This window comes from Methylocystis sp. Se48 (assembly GCF_056269425.1).
Window position 1 is genome coordinate 3589502 of the sequence record NZ_CM149850.1, and the last position, 22176, is coordinate 3611677.

At 63.8% G+C, this 22176-nt stretch carries 16 protein-coding genes, 1 pseudogene and 1 other annotated feature; of the genes and pseudogenes, 12 read left to right on the top strand and 5 right to left on the bottom strand.

The window, feature by feature from the left end; genetic code table 11:
* Nucleotides 1-29: 29 nt before the first annotated feature.
* The 3 genes from ppa to ACV959_RS17430 form a co-directional block, all read right to left on the bottom strand.
* On the bottom strand, nucleotides 30-566 hold the full coding sequence (ppa, locus tag ACV959_RS17420; protein WP_475737808.1) for an inorganic diphosphatase: 537 nt from the start codon (nucleotides 564-566) through the stop codon (nucleotides 30-32).
* Between the two features lie 132 nt (nucleotides 567-698).
* Nucleotides 699-1589: an anti-sigma factor family protein gene (locus ACV959_RS17425; protein WP_475737809.1), complete on the bottom strand. Its 891-nt coding sequence runs from the start codon at nucleotides 1587-1589 to the stop codon at nucleotides 699-701.
* A gap of 7 nt (nucleotides 1590-1596) precedes the next feature.
* Nucleotides 1597-2097 carry an RNA polymerase subunit sigma-70 gene (locus tag ACV959_RS17430; protein ID WP_475737810.1) on the bottom strand — a complete coding sequence of 167 codons (501 nt, stop codon included), beginning with the start codon at nucleotides 2095-2097 and terminating at the stop codon, nucleotides 1597-1599.
* A 228-nt stretch (nucleotides 2098-2325) separates the two neighbouring features.
* On the opposite strand from ACV959_RS17430, the gene fabI reads away from it, so the two are divergent.
* On the top strand, nucleotides 2326-3186 hold the full coding sequence (gene fabI, locus ACV959_RS17435; RefSeq protein ID WP_475737811.1) for an enoyl-ACP reductase FabI: 861 nt from the start codon (nucleotides 2326-2328) through the stop codon (nucleotides 3184-3186).
* Between the two features lie 195 nt (nucleotides 3187-3381).
* Here the strand turns inward: fabI and ACV959_RS17440 are convergent.
* Nucleotides 3382-4603, bottom strand: a protein-coding gene (locus tag ACV959_RS17440) for an IS3 family transposase (protein ID WP_475737812.1) whose coding sequence is annotated in 2 segments (ribosomal slippage) — nucleotides 3382-4255 and nucleotides 4254-4603 — 1224 coding nt in all. Because the reading frame shifts where the segments join, the coding sequence is not laid out codon by codon here.
* A gap of 289 nt (nucleotides 4604-4892) precedes the next feature.
* Here ACV959_RS17440 and ACV959_RS17445 point away from each other — a divergent pair.
* A pseudogene (locus ACV959_RS17445) lies at nucleotides 4893-6136 on the top strand (IS3 family transposase).
* Nucleotides 5189-5305: a sequence feature (AL1L pseudoknot), on the top strand. (Overlaps the previous pseudogene by 117 nt.)
* A gap of 167 nt (nucleotides 6137-6303) precedes the next feature.
* Here the strand turns inward: ACV959_RS17445 and ACV959_RS17450 are convergent.
* Nucleotides 6304-6495, bottom strand: coding sequence for a hypothetical protein (locus ACV959_RS17450; RefSeq protein ID WP_475739738.1), 192 nt, complete (start codon nucleotides 6493-6495; stop codon nucleotides 6304-6306).
* On the opposite strand from ACV959_RS17450, the gene kdpF reads away from it, so the two are divergent.
* The 10 genes from kdpF to ACV959_RS17500 all read left to right on the top strand — a co-directional run bounded on the left by kdpF (nucleotide 6494) and on the right by ACV959_RS17500 (nucleotide 22106).
* Nucleotides 6494-6580, top strand: a complete 87-nt coding sequence (gene kdpF, locus ACV959_RS17455; protein ID WP_475739708.1) for a K(+)-transporting ATPase subunit F — start codon at nucleotides 6494-6496, stop codon at nucleotides 6578-6580. The two genes, ACV959_RS17450 and kdpF, sit on opposite strands and share 2 nt — an antisense overlap.
* A gap of 11 nt (nucleotides 6581-6591) precedes the next feature.
* Entirely contained in the window at nucleotides 6592-8295 is a 1704-nt protein-coding gene (gene kdpA, locus ACV959_RS17460; protein ID WP_475737813.1) for a potassium-transporting ATPase subunit KdpA, read from the top strand.
* 14 nt (nucleotides 8296-8309) lie between these two features.
* Nucleotides 8310-10349: a potassium-transporting ATPase subunit KdpB gene (gene kdpB / locus ACV959_RS17465; RefSeq protein WP_475737814.1), complete on the top strand. Its 2040-nt coding sequence runs from the start codon at nucleotides 8310-8312 to the stop codon at nucleotides 10347-10349.
* A gap of 5 nt (nucleotides 10350-10354) precedes the next feature.
* Nucleotides 10355-10918 carry a potassium-transporting ATPase subunit KdpC gene (gene kdpC / locus ACV959_RS17470; RefSeq protein WP_475739709.1) on the top strand — a complete coding sequence of 188 codons (564 nt, stop codon included), beginning with the start codon at nucleotides 10355-10357 and terminating at the stop codon, nucleotides 10916-10918.
* A gap of 13 nt (nucleotides 10919-10931) precedes the next feature.
* Nucleotides 10932-13607 carry a DUF4118 domain-containing protein gene (locus ACV959_RS17475; RefSeq protein WP_475737815.1) on the top strand — a complete coding sequence of 892 codons (2676 nt, stop codon included), beginning with the start codon at nucleotides 10932-10934 and terminating at the stop codon, nucleotides 13605-13607.
* Complete coding sequence (locus tag ACV959_RS17480) at nucleotides 13604-14302, top strand: response regulator (protein WP_475737816.1); 699 nt, start codon at nucleotides 13604-13606, stop codon at nucleotides 14300-14302. Before ACV959_RS17475 ends, ACV959_RS17480 begins: the two co-directional genes overlap by 4 nt.
* A gap of 123 nt (nucleotides 14303-14425) precedes the next feature.
* Nucleotides 14426-15126, top strand: a protein-coding gene (locus tag ACV959_RS17485; protein ID WP_475739620.1) for an IS5 family transposase whose coding sequence is annotated in 2 segments (ribosomal slippage) — nucleotides 14426-14686 and nucleotides 14689-15126 — 699 coding nt in all. Because the reading frame shifts where the segments join, the coding sequence is not laid out codon by codon here.
* Between the two features lie 106 nt (nucleotides 15127-15232).
* A complete protein-coding gene (locus ACV959_RS17490) occupies nucleotides 15233-15535 on the top strand; it encodes a type II toxin-antitoxin system Phd/YefM family antitoxin (protein ID WP_475737817.1) in 303 nt (100 codons plus the stop codon).
* A 17-nt stretch (nucleotides 15536-15552) separates the two neighbouring features.
* Nucleotides 15553-15996, top strand: coding sequence for a type II toxin-antitoxin system VapC family toxin (locus ACV959_RS17495; RefSeq protein ID WP_475737818.1), 444 nt, complete (start codon nucleotides 15553-15555; stop codon nucleotides 15994-15996).
* A 152-nt stretch (nucleotides 15997-16148) separates the two neighbouring features.
* Nucleotides 16149-22106 carry a DUF3320 domain-containing protein gene (locus tag ACV959_RS17500; protein ID WP_475737819.1) on the top strand — a complete coding sequence of 1986 codons (5958 nt, stop codon included), beginning with the start codon at nucleotides 16149-16151 and terminating at the stop codon, nucleotides 22104-22106.
* Nucleotides 22107-22176: the final 70 nt, after the last annotated feature.

The window sequence follows — 22176 nt, forward strand, 5'->3', positions numbered from 1 at the left end:
CGGCGCTGGGCGCAGCGTGGAACCGCGCCCTACTTCTTTTCCGCCTTAGCGCGCTCGATTGCGGCGGAGATGAGCGCGCGCGCGTCGGCGGCGTCGCCCCATCCCGCAACCTTGGCCCATTTGCCGGCCTCGAGATCCTTGTAGTGCACGAAGAAATGCTCGATGCGCCGCCAGGTCATCTCCTGCAGATCGGTGTAGTTCTGCACATTGACGTAGCGCTGGGTGAGGCGGTTGGACGGCACCGCGACGATCTTTTCGTCGCCCCCGGCCTCGTCGGTCATGCGCAGCACGCCGATCGGCCGCACCGAGATCACCGCGCCCGGCGCCACGGGCCGCGTATTGGCGACAAGGACGTCGCAAGGATCGCCGTCGTCGGAGAGCGTGTGCGGGATAAAGCCGTAATTTCCCGGGTAGCGCATCGCCGTATAGAGGAAACGGTCGACGAACAGCGTGCCGGAAGCCTTGTCCAGCTCATATTTGATCGGCTCGCCGCCGAGCGGCACTTCGACGACGACATTGACTTCATGCGGGGGATTCGCGCCGATCGGAATGGCGTCGAGACGCATTCGGGTAGCTCCGGTCTTTCGAGGAATTCTCTTGAGCGCGTTCCTTGCGCGCACTGGCGATCGCCGCGGCGAATCACGCCCGCGACTATTCCATCAATCGCCGGGCGATCCTAGGGCGCGGCGCGAAGGGAGTTAACGCTTTTCGTCATCCGGGGGCGCAGCGACGGCGGCGGCGGCGCGTTCGGCCGCCGCCTGCATCTCATCGGCGGCGAGCGGCCCCACGAGCACGAAGGCGAAGCCGGCCGCGCGCCACTCGACCGCCGTGACGGCCTGCCCCGGGCGCGGCGGCTGGGGCGCGCCCGGGGCCTCCGCGCGTTCGACATAGAGCCCGACCCGGGCGCCGTCCGCCCGCTCGTAAATCAGCAGGCCCGCAGGCCAGGCGACGCCCGGCGCGACGCGCCCGCCGATGAGCCGCAGGCCGAGATCCGCGAGATCCGGAGCCTTCGAAAAGCCGACGCGCTCCTGAAGCCAGGCGACCAGTTCGCCCCGGCGCGAAATGTCGATTTCAACGGGCCGCGCATCGGAAACATAGGTCGCGTAGGTCAGGCCGGCGCGCGCGGCGTAGCCCTGCGCGGCCACGGTCGCGACGGGCGGACGCGGCGGCTCGCCGCGTCCCGCGAAAACCAGCGCCGCGAGACCCGCCACCGCGGCGCCTGCGAGGAGCGTCAGCATCGTCGAAACAATGGCCTGACGCCGGCGATTGGCGCGCAATTCGTCGAGCCGCTGGACGGGCCGGGAGGCGCCCGGACGGCCCCAGTGGATCGCGCCCGTCTCGATCGGTCCCTGCGCCGCCGCCGGGATTCGCGTCGCGGCGTCGCGCAACGAGAGGGGCAGCATTTCGAGCGCCACCGGCTCGAAGGCCGCGCGCAGCGCCGCGTTCTGTCGCCGCCAGCCTTCAACGAGCGCAGCGTCCTCCGGATGCTGAAGCAGATGGTCCTCGACCTTGCGGCGCCGCTCGGAGTCGAGTTCGCCGTCGACGAGGGCGTGGAGATCCGCTTCGTCTATGAAGGCCGAGGACGGCACGGCGCGCCTATTTCACGATGCGAAGATGCGAGGCCGAGCGGCGAGCGCCCGTCTCGGCGCCGGTCGGCCGCAGCCCCTCCGCCCCCAGGGTCGACCGGGCGCGCATCAGCCGCGCGAGCAGCGTCTCCCTCGGGGCGCCGACCACGCGTGCGGCGGCCTCATAGCCGAAACCCTCGAGCGAGACGAGCAGCAGCGCCGCCCGGTCGTCGAAGGCGAGGTCAGCGAGGCCGTGAACGATCGGCGGCTGGCGCGGCGCGGGCCGTGGGGCGTTGGCGAGACGCTTGGCGGCGAGCGCGGTGAGCGCGCCATAAGCCTCGATCCGCGCCTCGGTCAGGCCGCCGGGGCGAATTTCCCGCGCGCGAATCCGGGCTCCGACGCTTTGAAGGGCGCTCTGCACGAGATCGTCCGAAAGCGCCGATCCCGCGCCGGCGCACAGCGCGCGCGCGTAACGGCGCAACGCCGGCGCCGTTCCGGAAAGGGCTTCCAGGATCTCCTCTTTCTTCCCCATTTACGGCCCGTCTCGGCTTGTCCTGGCCCGCGTCCGCCCGCCTAGCGAAGTTTCCTATCGAATGATAGATCAACCCGCCCCAAATGGCCATGGGGCCATGGATAGCATTTTTCTATCCGCGAAGGATTTTCCGATGCAAGGCCTACGGCGCCGGTCAGGGTTTTCTTTGCGCGAAATCCACGCTAAAGGGCCGCAGCCTTGGTTTACGCCTCAAAAATGGATGCTCCGATGACTCAGCAAGCCGCGCCCGCCGCTCCGTTCGCCGGAATTCTCGCCGGAAAGAAGGGTCTTATTCTGGGCGTCGCCAACAATCGCTCGATCGCCTGGGGCATCGCCAAGGCCTGCGCGCAGGCGGGGGCCGAACTCGCGCTCACCTATCAGGTCGAGGCTCTGGAGAAGCGCGTGCGGCCGCTTGCGGCGGAACTCGGCGCGCAGGTCGTCGGCCGCTGCGACGTCGCCGAGCCGGAGACGATCGACGCGATCTTCGCCGAGGTCGAGAAACTGTGGGGCAAGTTGGATTTCGTCGTCCACTGCCTCGCCTATTCCGACAAGGACCAGCTCGACGGGCGATATGTCGACACGACGCTCGACAATTTCCTGATGTCGATGAACATCTCCTGCTACAGCTTCACGGCCATCGCCCAGCGCGCCGAGAAGCTGATGCCGGAAGGCGGCTCGCTCTTGACCCTTTCCTATTACGGCGCCGAGAAATGGATGCCTCATTACAACGTCATGGGCGTCGCCAAGGCGGGCTTGGAGGCGAGCGTGCGCTATCTCGCCGCCGACCTCGGCGCCAAAAACATCCGCGTCAACGCCATTTCGGCGGGGCCGATCAAGACCATGGCGGCCTCCGGCATCGGCGATTTCCGCTACATTCTGCGCTGGAACGAATATAATGCGCCGCTGCGCCGCGTCGTGACGATCGAGGAAGTGGGCGAGACCGCCGCCTATCTCCTCTCCCCCATGTCGCGCGGCGTCTCCGGCGAAATCCTGCATGTCGACGCCGGCTATCACGTCGTGGGCATGATGAACCCCGCCGCCGCGCCGAAGATGGCGGACCTGCTGGCGCTGCTGCCGCAGGAGAAGTGAGGGAAAAAGCGCTGGCCCCGCGCCATGCCTGCGTTTGGCGCGGGCATTCACGATGGGACGACCTGGTCAGTGGTACCCGGTTATCGTGATGAATAAATCTATCCAATCGCCCATTTCTCACTGCGGATCATATCAAGCAGACCCATACATGGGGTTGGAGTGAACCCCGTTTGACCGGACAGCGGGCGGGGCTTGTTAAGCACTGAGGCGGCTGAACTCCCGAGGGGATCGGAGCTTCAGGCCCGAGTGCGGGTGAACTTCACAATAATCCTCGATCCAGCCGGGCAGTTTGGCAAGGATCGTTTCCGCGTCCGGCAGAACGGCGAGCCGGGCGTAATCGCGTTTGAGCGTCTTCACGAAGCTCTCCGACATGCCGTTGCTTTCGGGACTGCGCATCGGCGTGAACAACGGCGTCAAGCCGAGCGCGCGCGCCGTATCGGCTGTGTCGGCGGCAATGTAGGCGCTGCCATTGTCGGAGAGCCACTCGACCCGGCGCGGAACCTTCAAGACGCCAAAGCGGCGCTCGACGGCGGCGACCATCAGGTCGCGGACCATCTCGCCCGAGACGCCGCCATTGGCGACCGCGGACCAGGCGATGATCTCTCGATCGCAGGCGTCGATGACGAAGAGGATACGCACGACCTCGCCATTGCGAGCGCGGATTTCGAGATGATCCGAACACCAGCGGCAATTCGAGCGCAGCGCGACGACGACGCCGTCATGGGTGCGGCCCAGCCGGCGCGCGGTATGGCGTTCGAGCGTCAATCCGTTGTTCTGCATGATCCGCAGCACGCGTTTCATGTTGACGGGCGGCTTGCCCTCGACCCGCAGCTTTCGGTTCGCCAGCGCGCAGACGCGGCGATAGCCATAGGTCGGGCGTTCGTCGACAATGGCGCGGATGAGCGCCGCGAGGTCCGCGTCCTCCGCCTTGCGGTAGCGGCCGCGCGGCTTCGACTTTCCCGTCTTGCGCGCGGCGAGGTTCGAGCGGGCGACGCCCAGCGTTTTTGCGACGACGCTCAAAGGGAAGCGTCCGCCTTCCACGACACGAGCGGCAAGATCGGTTTTTTGCGCGCGTCGCGTCGAGAGCTTCCCGGAGGATCTCGACCTCCATCGTCTTCTTGCCGAGCAGGCGCTCCAGTTCACGGACCTTTTTCTCGAGATCGCGGACCTGCGAGGCGCCAACGACGTCCTCATCCGCCGCCACGGCGGCCTGACCGCCCTCGGCCATGCGGCGCTTCCAGGCGAAAAGCTGAGAGGGCGCGATCCCGGCTCGGCGGGCGACGAAGGACACGCTCATCCCGGGCTGGGAGGCCTCCTCGACGAGGCGGAGCTTCTCGGCAGCGCTCCAACGCCGGCGGCGCTGAACAGAGGTGATGACTTCGACGCGCGAAACGGGCGTCTCGGGGGCATTGGTCATAGTCGTATTCATAGGCTTACGCCTATGCCTTATCGGGAATGCCCGCTGTCCGGTCAAAACGGGGTGCACTCCAGGGGTCATCCCAAGCTCGGCGACAACGTCTGGAATGTTCGGGCGCTGATAGTTTCCTGTGGGTTTTTCATCGGTTACGATCTGAAACGCTGAAACCTTTGCCAGTCCGATCACGAATGTATCAGCGGATGTTCGCAGTTTCCGCTCCCCGACAAGACGTGGAAATTTTTCGAGCTGAACCGCGCGGGGTTTGGCGGAGGCCCCAACCCTTGAGAGGATGGGGCATGGAAGCAAAGAGAAGACATTGAACAGATTTTCACGTGAAGTTCGCGAGCGGGCGGTTCGGATGGCGCTGGAGCGTCAGGGGGACCATGCCTCGCAATGGGCGGCGATCGCTTCGATTGCGGGGAAGATCGGCTGCACGGGAGAGACGCTGCGGAGCTGGGTTCGCCAGGCGGAGCGTGACAGCGGCCAGCGGGTGGGTTTGACGAGCGACGAGCGCGCCCGACTGAAGGCCCTGGAGCGGGAGAACCGCGAGTTGCGGCAGGCCAATGAAATCCTGCGCAAGGCGTCGGCTTATTTTGCGGCGGCGGAGCTCGACCGCCGGTCGAAACCATGATCGCTTTCATCGACGCGCATCGAGAGGCGCACGGGGTCGAGCCGATCTGCAAGGTCCTGCCGATCGCCCCGTCGACCTATCGCGCGCACGCGGCGCAGCGGCGCGATCCCAAGAACGCATCAGCGCAGGCGCGTCGGGATGCGGGGCTTCGGGAAAAGATCCGGCGCGTTTTCGAAGCGAACTTCAAGGTCTATGGCGTCCGCAAGGTGTGGCGGCAAATGCGCCGGGAGGGAGAGAAGGCGGCGCGATGCGCGGTCGAACGGCTGATGCGGGAGATGGGGCTACGGGGGCCGTGAGCGGCAGGCTGGCAAGGACGACGCTGAGCGACCGCAAGGCGCCCTGTCCCCTGGACAGGGCGAACCGGCAGTTCCAGGCGCCGCGGCCGAATGCGCTGTGGGTGGCGGACTTCACGTATGTCGCCGCCTGGCAGGGCTTTGTCTACGTAGCCTTCGCGATCGACGCCTTCGCCCGGCGGATCGTCGGCTGGCGCGCCTCACGCACGGCGCATACGGGCTTCGTCCTCGACGCGTTAGAGCAGGCGTTGCATGAGCGCCGACCGGTTCACGGCGGCGGCCTTGTGCATCATAGCGATCGAGGCGTTCAATACGTCGCCATAAAATACACCGAGCGGCCTCGCCGAGGCCGGCGTCGAGCCCTCGGTCGGCAGCGTTGGCGACTCTTGCGACAATGCGCTCGCCGAGACGATCGACGGGCTCTACAAGGCCGAGGCGATCTGGCGGCGCGGGCCGTGGCGGAATTTCGAGGCCGTCGAATTCGCCACGCTCGTATGGGTCGACTGGTTCAACAATCGCAGGCTGCTCGAACCAGTCGGGAATATCCCGCCGGCAGAAGCCAAAGCGCGCTATTATGCGCAACTCGGGGAGCGCGCCAGGCCGGCGTGACTCAAACGGATTGGCCTCCGCCAAACCCGGCGCGGTTCAGTCTGCCACCCGGCACGGCGCTGGAACAGGCGATGCTCGACTATGCCCGCCTGCGTGATCAGGCGCGAACGTGCAGATAGCGCAAACAGGGTGAGCCATTTCGTCGACTCAACAGGGGTGAGCGGCATTCACGTCTTTGCAATTTCTTTATAGGGCACGTTCAATTTCTGTATCGCGCCTTTGCGCCATCGTTGAGTATTGAAAAGCTCCTTCCTTCTCAGGAGCTGCACATGGGCGATATTCTCTTTCTGGCGCTCGGCATCGGCGCTTTTGCTCTGTTCGCGGGCTACGCCGCCCTCTGTGCGCGAGTCTGACGCCATGGCCGATCTTGTTCTCGCCGGCGTCGTGGCCGTTGCCTTGTTCAGTTATCTCGTTGTGGCGCTGGTTGCGCCCGAGAAATTCTGAGGAACACGCCCATGACCTGGACCGGTTGGGCGGAGATCGCCCTCATTCTCGCAATCGTCGGGGCATCCGCGCCGCTTCTCGCCGCTTACATGGCGCGCGTGTTCGCTGGCGAACCCACGCTGTTGTCGCCTGTGATCGCGCCCGTGGAGCGCGGCTTCTACGCCGCCGCAGGGGTTGATCCCGGCAAAGGGCAGGATTGGCGGCGTTACCTGCTCGCCATGCTGGCGTTCAATGCGGCAGGGTTCGTGCTGCTCTACGCCATCCTGCGGCTCCAGCACCTCTTGCCGCTGAACCCGGCAGGCCTGCCGGCGCTGCCCGATCACCTCGCCTTCAACACCGCCGTCAGCTTCGTGACCAACACGAACTGGCAGTCCTATGGCGGCGAGACGACCATGAGTCTGTTCAGCCAGATGGCCGGACTGACGGTGCAGAACTTCGTCTCGGCCGCGACTGGCATTGCGCTGGCGCTCGCGGTTGTGCGTGCCTTTGCCTCGAAAGGGACGGCCGACCTCGGCAACTTCTGGGCGGATCTGACGCGGACAGTCCTCTATGTCTTCCTGCCGATCTGCCTCGTGATGGCGCTTGTCTTCATCGCGCTCGGCGTCCCGCAGACTTTGCAGGCCTCTGTCTCGGCAACGACGCTCGAAGGCGCACAGCAGACGCTCAGCATGGGCCCTGTCGCCTCGCAGCTCGCGATCAAGCAGCTCGGCACGAACGGTGGCGGCTTCTTCAACGTGAATTCCGCCCATCCGTTCGAGAACCCGAACGCCTGGACGAATTTGATCTCGATATGGGCCATCCTGGCGCTCGCTTTCGCCCTGCCGCTCGTCTTCGGGCGCATGGTCGGAGATCAGCGCCAGGGCTGGGCGCTGTTCGCCGCCATGGGGGTGATCCTGCTCGCAGGCGTCGCCGGGGCATATTGGGCCGAGAGCGCCGGGAATCCGATGATGCACGGTCTCGGCGTTCCGGGCGGCAACATGGAAGGCAAGGAGGTGCGCTTCGGCGTGGACATGTCCGCGCTCTGGGCGGCATCCACGGCTGGCACATCGAACGGCTCGGTCAACGCCATGCATGCGAGCTTCACGCCGCTGGGCGGCCTTGTGCCGATCTTTCTGATCCAGCTCAGTGAAGTTGCGCCCGGCGGGGTCGGGTCAGGGCTCTACGGCATGATCGTTTTCGCCGTTCTCGCGGTGTTCGTCGCCGGGCTCATGGTCGGGCGTACGCCCGAGTATCTCGGCAAGAAGATCGGCGCGAAGGAGATCAAGATGGCGATGCTGGCCGTCCTGATCCTGCCCGTCGCGATCCTCGGTTTCGCCGCGCTCTCGGCGGTGCTGGAGCCCGGCAAGGCTGGAGTCCTCAACGCCGGGCCGCATGGGCTGTCGGAGATCCTCTATGCCTTCACCTCGGCGGGCGGGAACAACGGTTCGGCTTTCGCTGGATTGACCGCCAACTCGCCTTGGTACAACACGACGCTCGGTATCGCGATGCTGCTCGGCCGCTTCGCCTATGTCGTGCCGGTCATGGCGCTGGCGGGGTCCATCGCGATCAAGGTCAAGTCCCCGCCCTCCGCCGGCACCTTCCCGACCACGGGTCCACTGTTCGTCGGTCTGCTCATGGGCGCGATCCTGATTCTTGGCGGCCTGCAATTCTTCCCCGCGCTCGCGCTGGGGCCGATCGTCGAGCACCTGCTGATGCAAGCAGGCCGTACCTTCTGATTGGAGCCGCTGTCATGATCGCCAAATCGGCCGAAATGGCCTCCGCCTTCGATGCTTCGCTCCTGCTGCGCGCGCTGCGCGATGCGGTCGCCAAGCTCAGTCCCGCCAAGCTGGTGCGCAATCCGGTGATCTTCGTCACCGAGATCGTCGCGGCCGTGGTGACCTTCATCGCCCTCCGCGACGGTTTTGCGGGGCAGGCTTTCGCATTCAATGCTCAGCTTGCAGCTTGGCTCTGGTTCACGGTCTTGTTCGCGACCTTCGCCGAAGCGGTTGCTGAAGGCCGCGGTCGCGCCCAAGCCGACGCTCTGCGCAAGCTTCGCAGTGACGTGACAGCAAAAGTGCTTCTTTCTCCCGACACCCGTGTCCTGTTTGAGCACAAGGCGGCGGAAGATCTGCTTCAAGGCGAAGTCGTATTGGTCGAAGCCGGCGACATCGTTCCCGCCGACGGAGAGGTGATCGAGGGCGTCGCCTCGGTCAATGAAAGCGCGGTGACTGGCGAGTCAGCGCCCGTGATCCGAGAGAGCGGCGGCGATCGCTCGGCTGTCACCGGCGGCACACTCGTCCTCTCAGATTGGATCGTTGTCAGGGTGACCGCAAAGCCTGGCGATACCTTCCTTGACCGCATGATCGCGCTCGTTGAAGGCGCCAAGCGCCAGAAGACGCCGAACGAGATCGCGCTCGATGTGCTGCTTGCCGGCATGACGCTGATCTTCCTGATCGCGGTCGTGACGCTCGTCGGACTCGCGAGCTGGGGCGGACAGCCGCCTTCGGTGCCTGTGCTGATCGCTCTGTTCGTCACTCTCATTCCGACCACGATCGGCGGACTTCTGTCGGCGATCGGCATCGCGGGAATGGATCGACTGGTGCGGTTCAACGTCATCGCGACATCCGGCCGCGCGGTCGAGGCGGCGGGCGATGTCGACACGCTGCTGCTTGACAAGACCGGCACCATCACCTTCGGCAACAGGATGGCGGATGCCTTCGTCCCGGTCGCAGGCGTGAGCGAGGCGAGGCTGGCGGAGGCTGCTCTGCTCTCATCGCTGGCCGACGAGACGCCCGAGGGCCGCTCCATCGTCGATCTGGCGACAGGGCGCTATGGACTGGCGAAGCCCGCTGCCGACCCGACTGCGGTGTTCGTGCCCTTCACGGCGCAGACACGGATGTCGGGCGTCGATCTCGGCGACCTGCGCATCCGCAAAGGCGCGGTCGACGGCGTCTTGAAGGACGTTGGTGGAATCGCTCCCGCCGAGTTCACCGCTGCGGTCGAACGCATCGCCCGCACGGGCGGCACCCCGCTGGCGGTGAGCGAGAACGGCCGCCTGCTCGGCGTCATCCACCTCAAGGATGTGGTCAAGCAAGGCATCAAGGAGCGCTTCGCCGCGCTGCGCGCCATGGGCATTCGAACAGTCATGGTCACCGGCGACAATCGCGTCACGGCCGCCGCCATCGCGGCCGAAGCGGGCGTTGACGATTTCATCGCGGAGGCGACACCGCAGGACAAGCTCGACTATATCCGCAAGGCGCAGGAAGGCGGCCGGCTCGTCGCCATGTGCGGCGACGGCACCAACGATGCGCCCGCGCTGGCGCAGGCGGATGTCGGCGTCGCGCTCCAGACTGGCACGCAGGCCGCGCGCGATGCCGCCAACATGGTCGATCTCGACAGCAACCCCACCAAACTGATCGAGGTGGTGGAGATCGGCAAACAGATGCTGATCACGCGTGGCGCGCTCACCACCTTCTCGATCGCCAACGACGTCGCGAAATACTTCGCGATCCTGCCGGCGCTGTTTATCGCCAGCTACCCGCAGCTCAGTGCGCTCAACGTCATGGGGCTTTCCACGCCAGAAAGCGCGATCCTTTCGGCGGTCATCTTCAACGCGCTGGTCATAGTCGTGCTGATCCCGCTCGCCCTCCAGGGCGTGCGCTATCGGGCCGAAGGCGCGGCCGCCATTCTCGGGCGAAATCTCGCCATCTATGGCCTCGGCGGGCTCGTCGCACCCTTCGTCGGGATCAAGCTGATCGACGTCATAGTCTCAACCCTCGGATGGGCCTGACCGCCATGCTCAGCATTCTTCGTCCTGCCGTCGTCCTCCTCGGCCAGTTTCTCATTCTGACTGGCCTTGCTTATCCGCTCGCGGTGACCGGCGTCGCGCAAGCCCTGATGCCCACACAGGCCAATGGCAGTCTGCTTGAGCGGGACGGGCAAGTGATCGGCTCCGCCCTCGTCGGCCAACGTTTCGTATCCGAACGCTACTTCTGGCCGCGGCCATCGGCGGCCGGCAGCGACGGCTATGACGCTGCATCCTCCAGCGGCGCGAACCTCGGGCCGACCTCGAAAGCGCTGATGGAGCGCGTCACGGCTGAGGCTCAGCGCTTCGGTGGTGGGCCGGTCGCAGCCGATGCTGTGACGGCTTCAGCGTCAGGGCTCGATCCGCATATCTCGCCGGAAAACGCCCGCGCGCAGGTCGCGCGCGTTGCAGTGGCGCGTGGACTGCCGCCGGCGCAAATCTTGGCGCTCGTGGAACGGCACATGGAAGGTCTGACGCTTGGGTTCATCGGCGAGCCGCGCGTCAATGTGCTGGCCCTCAACCTCGCCCTCGATGGCCTGAAGCCTGCGCAATGACGTAAGATGGGCCATGGCGAAGGGTGTCGATACACGAGCAAACCCTGACGCTCTGCTGGCAGAAGCCGAGCGGGAGACGCGTGGCCGCCTGAAAGTCTATCTCGGCATGGCGCCGGGGGTGGGCAAGACCTACGCGATGCTGGCCGGCGCACGACGATTGAGGGCGCAAGGGCTGGACGTAGTCGCCGGCGTGATCGAGACGCATGGGCGCGCCGAGACGATGGAGCTCGTTGAGGGCCTCGAAGTTCTACCCCGCCGCCGCGTCGCTTATCGCGGCCAGACGCTCGACGAGTTCGACATTGATGGCGCGCTCGCTCGCCGGCCGGCCCTGCTGTTGGTGGATGAACTCGCGCACACCAATGCGCCGGAGAGCCGTCATCCCAAGCGCTGGCAGGACGTGGAGGAATTAATCCGGGCCGGCATCGACGTCCACACCACCCTCAATGTCCAGCACCTGGAATCACTGACGGACGTGGTGGCGCGCATCACCGGCGTGCGCGTCGCCGAGACCATTCCGGATGCCGTGCTGGAACGCGCCGACGAGATCGAACTGGTCGACCTGCCGCCACAGGACCTGCTGGCGCGGCTAGCCGAAGGCAAGGTCTATGCGCCCCATCTGGCGGGCCGCGCGCGCGAGGCGTTCTTCAAGCCCGGCAATCTGACGGCGCTGCGTGAGCTGGCTCTGCGGATGGCCGCTCACACGGTCGATGGCCAGCTCGTCGGCTACATGCGCGCGCACGCCATCGATGGGCCGTGGCCCGCCGGCGAGCGGATCATGGCGCTGGTCGGGCCCGACGGGCTGGGCGCGGCCGTCGTGCGCGCCGCCAACCGCATCGCGGACCAGCTCAAGGCGCCGTTCCTTGCAGTTACCATCGAGCCGCAAGGCCGGCTCTCGAACCCGCAGGCCGATGCGCGCATCGCTGAGGCTCTCACCCTCGCCGAGCGGCTGGGCGGCCGCATTGAGCGGCTCACCAGCGCCGATCTCGTTGGCGACATCCTCGGCTACGCCCGCCGGATGAACGTGACCCAGATCTTCATCGGGCGCACCCGAACGCTCTGGTGGCGCCAGGTCTTGGGCCGCTCGTTGGTTTCCGAACTGATCCGGCGCGCGGATGGTGTTGCGATCCACGTCGTGAACGAGGCGCCGGAGAAAGGGCCGCCGCTTCCGCCCCGGCCCGTCGGCCCGTGGCGCGCCGAGGCCCTTCGATACGGGGAAGGCATGGCGGGCGTGGGTGCGGTCGTCGGTGTCGCGGTTGGTGTCCGGGAGCTCGCCAGCGGCGCAAACATTGCGATGCTGTTCCTCGCGGCAGTCCTCGTGAGCGCCGTTCGGTCGGGAACGGGGCCGGCGATCGCGACGTCAGCCGCCGGGTTCCTGGCGTACAATTTCTTCTTTACGGACCCTTTCCACACCTTCGAGGTGGCAAGCTGGGCCGATATCGTCACTCTGATCGTGTTCGTGGCGGTGGCGGTCACCACGGGCACGCTTGCCGCCCGCATCCGAAATCAGGCGCTCGCCGAAAGGGCCCGCATCACGGCGCTTCAGGCGCTCTACGACTTCTCGCGCCGCCTTGGCGCCAAGGTCTCGATCGATGAGCTGTGCCACGCCATCGTGCTGCAACTGCACCGCTTGACCGGCCATCCTGCGGTTTTGCTCCTGCCGGACGGCGATGATATAAGGGTTCGCTATGCGTGGCCGCCCGAGGACGATCTTCCGGCGCGCGACTTGGCGGCCGCGCGCTGGTCGCTTCAGCACAGCGAACCGGCGGGAGCGGGGACAGGAACCATGCCGACGGCAGCTTGGCATTTCCGGCCACTGCGCACGGCAGCCCGCACGCTCGGGGTCCTCGGCATCGCCGGCCAGCGCGCACCGCAGGGCGACGAGGGACAGACCGTCGATGCTGTCCTTGATCAAGGCGCCGTCGCTTTGGAGCGGATCAATTTCGCCTCCGATGCTGCCCGCGTCGAGGCTTTGACGCAGACGGAGAAGCTGCGCGCCGCGCTCTTGTCGTCAGTCAGCCACGATCTGCGCACCCCGCTTACAGCCATTCTCGGCGCTGCCAGCAGCTTGCGACGAGACAGCGCCAGGATTGGCGAAGACGACAGGGTTTCACTCCTCAATACGATCGAGGATGAGGCGCGGCGGCTGGATCGCTTCGTCAACAATCTCCTCGAAATGACGCGGCTTGAGGGCGGCGCGCTTAAGCCCAAACGGGAGTTGGTCGACTTGCAGGATGCGGTCGAGAGCGCCATTGCGGCGGTTCGCAAGACCAAAGGTTCACTCGTCGTGACACGCGACTTTCCTGGTGGGCTGCCGCCGATCGAAGCCGATCCAGTACTGACAGACAGCGTTCTCGTTAACATCCTCGACAATGCCGCCAAGCACGGGGGTGCCCAGGTCCGGATCGTTGCAACCGCGGAGGATCACGACGTTCGGTTGACTGTGGAGGATGACGGGCCAGGGATCTCATCGGAACTTCTGCCGCATGTGTTTGACCGCTTTACCCGAACGGTGGATGTCGCCGCCGCGCCTGGCGCTGGTCTTGGTCTCTCGATCTGCAAGGGCCTTATCGAAGCGATGGGTGGAACGATCACGGCCGAAAGCCCGATCAGGAACGGTCGTGGAACACGGCTCAGCATCACATTGCCAGCGGGTAAGTCGCTGGCGCGCGAGCGGGAGCCCATGCGATGACCACAACCCCGCAACGTCGGCGTATTCTGATCGTTGATGACGAGCCGCCGATCCTGCGTTTCCTCAAAGCGAGCCTGACAGCAAACGAATACGAGGCGATCGAAGCGACAACCGGCACAGAAGCGATCAAGCGCGCCACATCTGAAGCGCCCGACGTCATTTTGCTCGATCTCGGCCTACCGGATATGGACGGCAAAGAGGTCGTACGCATTCTGCGCGAGGGCAGCCGAACGCCGATCATCGTCGTTTCAGCGCGCGCCCGCGAAGCAGAAAAGATCGATGCGCTCGATCTCGGTGCCGACGATTACGTCAACAAACCATTCGGCATCGGTGAGCTTCTCGCACGGCTGCGGGCAGCGCTTCGGCACAGCATTTCGCGCGAGGCGCCGGCACCTGTTGTCCAAATCGGCCCTTTGACGATCGACTTGGTGAAGCGGCTTGTGACGCGTCACGGCGAACGCTTGAGCTTGACGCGGAAGGAATATGACCTGCTCGCTGTTCTGGTCGCCAGTGCCGGCAAGGTGGTGACGCACCGCCAGCTATTGCAGGCCGTCTGGGGCCCAGCGCATGTCGAAGACGCTGCCTATCTACGGGTCTACATTGGCCAGCTGCGCCGGAAGCTTGAGCCTGACCCGGATGCCAATCAGCTCATTGAAACTGAGATCGGCGTCGGTTATCGGTTGAGGTACTCCTAGGGTCTGTACCCGATTGAACTGAACGTCGCGCCGTGATTCAAGCTCTTCAGGAGGGCTTGATTCGTGGCGGACAATTTTTGGCTCAGCGATGAGCAATGGGCGGCGATCGAGCCGCATCTTCCGATGGTCCACACCGGGCCCAAGCGCCAGGACGATCGCCGCATCATCAGCGGCATCGTCCATCGGCTGCGCGAGGGCTGCCGATGGCGCGCGCTTCCCGACGAGTATGGGCCGTATACGACGGTCTTCAACCGATACAATCGCTGGAGCCAGCGGGGCCTGTGGCAACGCATATTCTCGGCGCTCGTCGCAAGCGGCGACCCGCCAGCGCTCACCATGATCGACAGTTCGGCGGTCAAGGCGCATCGCTCGGCGAGCGGCGCCAGAAAAGGGGGGCGCAAAATCAAGCCATCGGCCGCTCGCGCGGCGGGCGCACGACGAAAATCCACGCGCTCGTCGACGAAGAAGGACGACCGCACGCCTTCCTGCTGACGGGCGGACGCGTCGCCGACGTCACGGGCGCGGCGACACTGCTCGCCGCGACCGCGCCGAGCGAACAAATGATCGGCGACAAGGGCTACGACGCGGATCATTTGCGCCTCTTCCTGCAAGCACGCGGCACGACGCCGGTCATTCCCAATAAAGTCAACCGCAAGCGCCTCTTTCCGTTCGACGCGGAACTTTACCGCCTGCGCAACGTCATCGAGCGGACGTTCTGCCGGTTGAAGGACTTTCGAGCCATCGCCACACGTTACGACAAAACCGCTCGAAACTTCCTCGCCGGCCTGTGCATCGTTGCCGCCCTCCGCTATTGGATCAATTGAGTCCAGACCCTAGCTGGCGGAGGGAGAGGGACCGGGAGCAAACGTTCTCTGTGCAATCGCAGATCAGCCCTGCGTAATGCCGCGAAATTCCGCCAAGAAGAAATCCATGGGCAACCGTCGCTCGGCAGGCTATAGTATGACCAATTTGATGACCAGACGAGGCGCCTCAATGGTTACGGTCAACCTGGCCCAGGCGAAGGCCCATCTGAGCGAATTGCTGGACAAGGTGGAGGCCGGCGAGGAAGTGGTGATCACCCGCCGAGGCCGCGCCGTGGCCCATATCTTGCCCACCACGCCGACAAAGAAACCTCTCCGCCTTAAGGAGCTGGCCGAATTTCGAGCAGCCATGCCGTCGTTGCGGCGGCCGAGCGCTGAGCTCTTGCGCGAGCTGCGGGATGAAGGGCTGTAAAAGGCCAAGCCCTGCGAATGCTCTATTTCGACACCTCTTTCCTCGTCCCGCTCGTCCTGCCCGAGGCCACGAGCGAGAAGATCGCGAGATTCGTCGGCGGTCTGCCGATGGAGAAATTGACGGTCAGCCACTGGACGCGGGTCGAGTTTTCTTCTCTGCTTGCTCGCGAGGTGCGCATGGGCGGGCTCGAAGCCAAAGCGGCCATGCGGGCTGATGATCAATTTGAGGAGATCATCGATGAGTCTTTCGTCGTCCTATTGCCGAACGTCGAAGATTTCAGCCTCGCGCGAGAGTTTCTCAAATCACGTGACACGGGCTTGCGGGCCGGCGAGGCCTTCCACTTGGCGATTGCAAAAAATCATGGCGCGGAAACGATTTACAGCCTCGACAAAACGATGATCAAAGCGGGCAAGAGTCTGGGTCTGCAGGTGACCGCCGGCATCCGGTTGCCGAATTACTGAGAAGGACGGCGCAGGGAATGAACGAGGGAAGCCGCCGCGTTTCCAACTGAGAGACTGGTTCAAGCGAACCCGCGTCGCGACTCCATTCGGCCTCGCCGACTCGCGACAAACCGAAATACACACGCTGTGTCGCGTGGGCGAGAGGCGTCTCAATGACCGATACAAATTTCACCATTAAAAGCGCCGTTGCAGACCATATAAGCGTCGCGTTCCACCAAAACGCGATTCCCGTCATCCACGAGATTGCGCTGAACAACTCGTATGAGGCGGACGTCGCGGATGTGGAGCTTTCGATTATCTCCGAACCGTCGTTTGCAGCGCCGCTGATAATCCGCATTGAACGAATCGGCGCTGGGGCAACCCATCATGTGCGCGCGCTAGGTCTTCAGCTCGATGCCGCGTTTTTGAGGAAGATCAACGAAGGGGTTCGAGGCAGCCTCGTGATCAGGGCGGTGGCGGGCGCGGTCCCGCTTGCCGAGGAGTCTTCGCCGATCCAGCTCTATCCGCCTTCGCATTGGGGCGGAAGTGGCGCCGCGCCCGAGCTCCTCGCCGCCTTCGTGCGGCCCAACGATCCGGCCGTCGACGCTATTCTCCGCGACGCCGCCTCAAAGCTATCCGCGGCCGGGAAACACAATGCGATCGACGGGTATAAATCCGGGTCGCGCCAGCGAGCATGGGAACTCGCCGGAGCAATCTGGGCGGCAATTGCAAGCCGCAGCATCGCCTATGTCTTGCCGCCCGCGAGCTTCGAGCGCTCGGGGCAAAAGGTGCGTAGCCCAAGCGACATTTTGGAGCGCCAACTGGCCACCTGCCTCGACAGCGCACTTCTGTTCGCCGCATGCCTGGAACAGGCCCATCTCAATCCCGTGCTTGTGCTGACCAATGGTCATGCATTCGTTGGCCTGTGGCTCAAAGACGATGGCTTACCCACGGCCATAGTGGACGACATGCAAATGCTGCGGAAGCGGCGCGATCTGGAGGACATGATTTTTGTCGAGACGACGCTCCTCACGCATACTCCGCCTGCGCGTTTCAAACAGGCGGTAGAGCATGCTGCGAACCTCGTTGACGAAGATGCGCCTGATGCTCTTGAGTTTGCTCTCGACGTCCAACGCGCCCGTTCATTAGGAATTCGGCCCTTGGAACTTGGCGATGGTTCCGCCGCGATCCGCCCTGCCGACGATGGCCGGCCCGTTGAGCTTGAAATTGAAGACGCCCCCCCATTCTTGGAGGAAGTTGCCGCCAAGGAGGAGAGCGAAGGCCCCGTTGATCGTCTCGAACGATGGAAACGCAAGCTCCTCGATCTTTCGTTGCGCAACAAGCTACTGAATTTCAAGGACACCAAGAAAGGCCTCTCGATCGAATGTCCCGACCCCGCTCGACTGGAAGACTTGCTGTCGTCGGGGAGCAAATTCAGGTTGCTGCCGCGCGCTGATGTGCTCGGCGCCGAAGACCCGCGAGACGCGGCGCTATTTCGAGAACAGCGACATGAGGACGGCCGTCGTCGTTTTCTATTGGAGGCGTTGGAGCGAAGTGAGCTCCATACGAACGTAACCGAGAGTGAGCTCGATGCTAGGCTGACGGAGTTGTTTCGCTTGGTGCGGACGGCGTTCGAGGAAGGCGGCTCGAACGTTCTGTTCCTTGCTCTCGGCTTTCTGACGTGGACACAGAAGGATGGCTCAAAACTCTACCGTGCGCCCCTCATCTTGATCCCCGTGTCCTTGCATCGCGCCAGCGTACGAAGCGGTTTTCGTTTGGCCGCGCATGAAGAGGACGCTCGTGTTAACCCGACATTGCTGCAAATGCTGCGGCAAGACTATAAGCTCAACATACCGGAGTTTGATAAGGATTTGCCGACCGACGCAAGCGGGCTCGACGTTTCTCGCATCTGGCAAATCATCCGGACGCACATTCGTGATCTAAAGGGTTGGGAAGTGACGCCCGACGTCGTTCTGTCGACGTTTTCGTTCACCAAGTTCTTGATGTGGAGGGACTTGGTCGACAGAATGGAAATTCTCAAGCGCAATCCGGTTGTCAGACATCTCATAGATACGCCGAAACAGAGTTATGGAGATCATTCAAGTTTTCCAGACCCCTACGGGATCGATCGAAACCATCACCCTGCGGATTTGTTCGCGCCGCTGCTGGCCGATTCCTCGCAGCTCGCCGCAGTGTTGGCGGCGGCCGAGGGCAAGGATTTCGTGCTATTCGGTCCCCCCGGCGCTGGCAAGAGCCAGACCATCGCCAACATGATCTCGCAATGCCTGGCTCTGGGCAAATCCGTGCTGTTCGTCTCGCAGAAGACGGCCGCCTTAGAAGTGGTGCAGCGTCGGCTGAACGAAGTTGGGCTCGGCGAATACTGCCTTGAGATTCATTCGACGAAGGCTCAGAAGTCGGTTGTTCTTAGCCAATTGAAAACTGCATGGCACGAGCGCTCCGCGCCAGTCGCGGAAGACTGGGCGCCGACGACTTCAGAGTTGGCGAAATTGCGTGACGAGCTCAATACGTTGGTCTCGGCGCTGCATCGTCGGCGCAAGAACGGCATGACAGCGCATCAAGCTTTCGGCCGCGTCGTCGCTGCACAAGGCTTGTTCAATGACGTCATACTCGAATGGGGCGCCGTCGAACATACGGCCGAACAGCTCGCCGCGTTCCGTGATTTGATCCGAGAAGCCTGCGTCGATCTGCGCGAAGTCGGGAGCCCCGCAAAACATCCGCTTCAGGGGATTGTCGCGACCGAATGGAGCGCTTCCTGGCGCTCTGAGCTGGAAGATGCAGCTGCTTCTTTCATAGACGCCGCCAGAAATCTGGATGGGAAAGCGAAGGCCTTGGCCGAGACCGTCGGTCTTGACGTCAAGGAAACGCGAACGGAGATGGAGGTCCTGCGCAGGCTTGGCCGACTTCTTAACCACAAAGCTGCTCCGATGGGCGCCCGCTTCCTCGCGCCTGACGGCGCCGCCATGATGGAAGGCCTTGCCAAGCTCGGGGAACTCCAAGAACAAGCCGCCAGACTGAGGAAGGACTTGAAATCCGCCTACCGGCCGAGCGTCTTCCACGAAGACTTGAGGCAGTTGTTGTCAGAGTGGAGATCTGCCGGCGAGGCGAACTTCCTCGTCCGCGGCGGCAAACTCAAGCAGGTCAGGAAGAAGCTCCAGCCTTTCGCCATGTCTCCGCTCTCAGACGATATTGGGCCAGACCTCGTCATCCTTATCGAAATGCGCAAGTTCGCCGACGCCGGCGACGCGATCAGCCATCGACTCGTCGCCTTCGGAAACGCCGCCGCCGGCCTGGATACGGAATTGAAAGCCTTTCTGCCCTGGGTTGAATGGGCTAATGACGCAAGTCGATTGTCCGAAGAGCTCGCGTCCCTCCTGGGCATGGAGACCGATGTTATCCGGCAACATATCATGCTGCTTCTCGGCGAGTATGTGCATCTCTTCGCCACAGAAGGAAGTGCGCGCCGGGCTCACGAGCGCTTGAGCGAAGCAATTGACAGGATGGAGACAGCTCAGAAACAGTTGATGAGCCTGGCCGGACGCGGGGAATCAGGGGCGCCACTGGCGCACGGCCCATCTTGGATCAAGGATAGCATCGCCATTGCGGAAAATTGGAAAGCGAATCTTCATCTCGCTCAAAGCTGGCTTCACTGGAATGGCGCCGCGTCACGCTTGCGCACTGCGGGGCTTGCTCCGCTGACCGACGCGATCGAGCAGGGCTTGATCCACGCCGGCGACGCACTCGCCGCGTTCGAAACGGCTTACGCGCGGTGGTGGGCGAACCACCTTATGACGGACGACGCCGTGCTCAGATCCTTCACGGCCGCGCGCCAGGAGGACGCTATAGCGCGCTTCCGTGCGGCGGACGAGCGCGTCACGGAGCTTACGAAACGCGTCGTGCGTGCGCGGCTGAGCGGGGGCATTCCCTCGCCCACCGCTTTCGGCGCCGATCCGGAATGGGGAACTTTGGCGCGTGAACTCGCGAAGAGATCCAGACATCAGCCGCTCCGTCAGCTCTTCGCCAACACCCGCACCATTCTGCCAAAATTGACGCCTTGTCTGTTGATGAGTCCGCTGTCCATCGCGCAGTATCTTCCCCCCGACAGCGAGCCCTTCGACATCGTCATCTTTGATGAGGCCTCGCAGATTCCTGTTTGGGATGCGATCGGCGCGATCGCGCGCGGCAAGCAGGTCGTTATTGTTGGCGACCCAGAGCAACTGCCGCCGACGAGCGTCGGCGAGCGTGGGGTGGACGATATCGAGGACGGAATAGACGTCGAAGACCAGGAGAGTATCCTTGACGAGTGCCTAGCCTCCAACATTCCGTCGCGGCGGCTCGATTGGCACTATCGGAGCCGTCACGAGAGTCTTATCGCGTTTTCAAATAACCACTACTACGGCGGTCGGCTCGTCACCTTTCCGTCGCCCGTCACGGATGACCGCTCGGTGCGGTACGTCAACGTGCCAAACGGAGTCTATGAGCGCGGCTCGGGGCGCGTGAATCGCGAGGAAGCGCGCGCCGTGGTCGCCGAAATCGTCCGGCGGCTAAAGGATCCTGAATTCACGTTGCTTCGCTCTTCGCTCGGCGTCGTCACTTTCAACGGAGAGCAGCAGAGGTTGATTGAGAACCTCCTCGATCACGAGCGCCGCAGCCATCCCGATCTTGAAGTGTTTTTCGATTCTGCGCGTTGGCGCGAGCCAGTGTTCGTGAAGAACCTGGAAAATGTGCAAGGCGACGAGCGCGACGTTATCCTTTTTTCAGTCGCCGTTGCGCCTGACAATACCGGGCGGCCGATAGCGACGATCAGCTCGCTCAATAAGAACGGGGGGCACCGCCGCCTCAACGTGGCCATCACACGCGCGCGACATGAGATGGTTGTTTTCGGAACATTGCGGCCAGAGCAAATCGATCTCTCGCGCACGAATGCGCGAGGTGTTCGAGATTTCAAGCATTTCCTCGAATTCGCGGAGCGCGGAACGCGGGCGATCGCGGAGGCCTTCGCCGCCACGGGGAATGGCCCGGAGTCGCCATTCGAGGAAGCGGTCAAGGCGGCTCTGGAGAAGCGCGAGTGGGTTGTTCATACACAAATCGGCGTCTCGGCTTTTCGCGTCGACCTTGGTGTTGTCGATCCGGATGCCCCGGGCCGATACGTTGCTGGCGTTCAATGTGACGGCGCGACCTACCACCGTTCCGCCACGGCGCGAGACCGGGATCGACTGCGCGAACACATCCTCACGCAGCTCGGCTGGCGCATTCGCCGAGTGTGGAGCGCCGACTGGTGGCACGACTCCGAGGGGGCGTGTGAGAAGTTGCACCAGCAACTGTTGGCCGATGTCGAAGCGAGCCGCACCACCCGCGCCAGGATCGAGTCCGCTGGCGCCATACCGAGTGCGCCTCCCTCTGAACCAGAGATCGAAGAAGAACACGATACGGCAAACGCCGTCGTCGACCTTGCCGAAAAGCAAACCCCTGATACCGTGAAACCCGTTCGCGTCGCGGAGATCCCGTCAGATCAGCCGGTCCTGTCCCCGGCCGAGGAACCGACGCGCATCTATGCAGGCGCAGCGCCGATGGCGCCGAATGAGCAAGCTCCAGCAAACTCTCAAGTTGCGATCTATAGGCTTGCCGATCTCGGCGCTGAGGGATTCGACGTGGAGCCCGAGCGATTTTATGATGCACTTTACCGGTCGCAACTGCGTCGCATGGTCGCCCATGTCGTCGCGATCGAGGGCCCGATTTACGAGGACTTGCTGATCGAACGCATCAAGCGCGCTCACGGCTTTAATCGCGCGGGAGATCGTATCCGCGAGATCGTTCTCGCCGCGGTTTCTTCGCGCATCCCGCGCACGAAGGACGGCGATCGCGTCGTCTATTGGCCGGAAGGCGCTGATCTAGCTGCAGGAGCCGCGTTCCGGGGATCGCCGGACGGCGCCAGAGATCATGCCGACATTCCGCTTCCTGAACTTGCTTCGCTCGCGACGACGTTTCTTGGCGACGGCGCCGATCGCGAAGAGGTGGTTCGCAAAATGGCGCTCCATTTCAAGCTCGGGCGGTTGCGGGAGTCGGCGCGCGCTCGCTTCGAAGAAGCCGCGCGAATCGCCGAATCGCTGTGAGTGGCCGCGCATTGAGCTCCGCGACCGTCGACGAGGCTCGGCTTCCGCCGCAGAGCGTTGCGCCGATTCA

Coding starts and splice junctions, on each gene's coding strand:
- ACV959_RS17490 (WP_475737817.1), top strand. CDS start 15,233: ATGGGCAACCGTCGCTCGGCAGGCTATAGTATGACCAATTTGATGACC.
- ppa (WP_475737808.1), bottom strand. CDS start 566: ATGCGTCTCGACGCCATTCCGATCGGCGCGAATCCCCCGCATGAAGTC.
- ACV959_RS17480 (WP_475737816.1), top strand. CDS start 13,604: ATGACCACAACCCCGCAACGTCGGCGTATTCTGATCGTTGATGACGAG.
- ACV959_RS17475 (WP_475737815.1), top strand. CDS start 10,932: ATGGCGAAGGGTGTCGATACACGAGCAAACCCTGACGCTCTGCTGGCA.
- kdpC (WP_475739709.1), top strand. CDS start 10,355: ATGCTCAGCATTCTTCGTCCTGCCGTCGTCCTCCTCGGCCAGTTTCTC.
- fabI (WP_475737811.1), top strand. CDS start 2,326: ATGACTCAGCAAGCCGCGCCCGCCGCTCCGTTCGCCGGAATTCTCGCC.
- kdpA (WP_475737813.1), top strand. CDS start 6,592: ATGACCTGGACCGGTTGGGCGGAGATCGCCCTCATTCTCGCAATCGTC.
- ACV959_RS17430 (WP_475737810.1), bottom strand. CDS start 2,097: ATGGGGAAGAAAGAGGAGATCCTGGAAGCCCTTTCCGGAACGGCGCCG.
- ACV959_RS17450 (WP_475739738.1), bottom strand. CDS start 6,495: ATGGCGTCAGACTCGCGCACAGAGGGCGGCGTAGCCCGCGAACAGAGC.
- ACV959_RS17495 (WP_475737818.1), top strand. CDS start 15,553: ATGCTCTATTTCGACACCTCTTTCCTCGTCCCGCTCGTCCTGCCCGAG.
- ACV959_RS17500 (WP_475737819.1), top strand. CDS start 16,149: ATGACCGATACAAATTTCACCATTAAAAGCGCCGTTGCAGACCATATA.
- kdpB (WP_475737814.1), top strand. CDS start 8,310: ATGATCGCCAAATCGGCCGAAATGGCCTCCGCCTTCGATGCTTCGCTC.
- kdpF (WP_475739708.1), top strand. CDS start 6,494: ATGGCCGATCTTGTTCTCGCCGGCGTCGTGGCCGTTGCCTTGTTCAGT.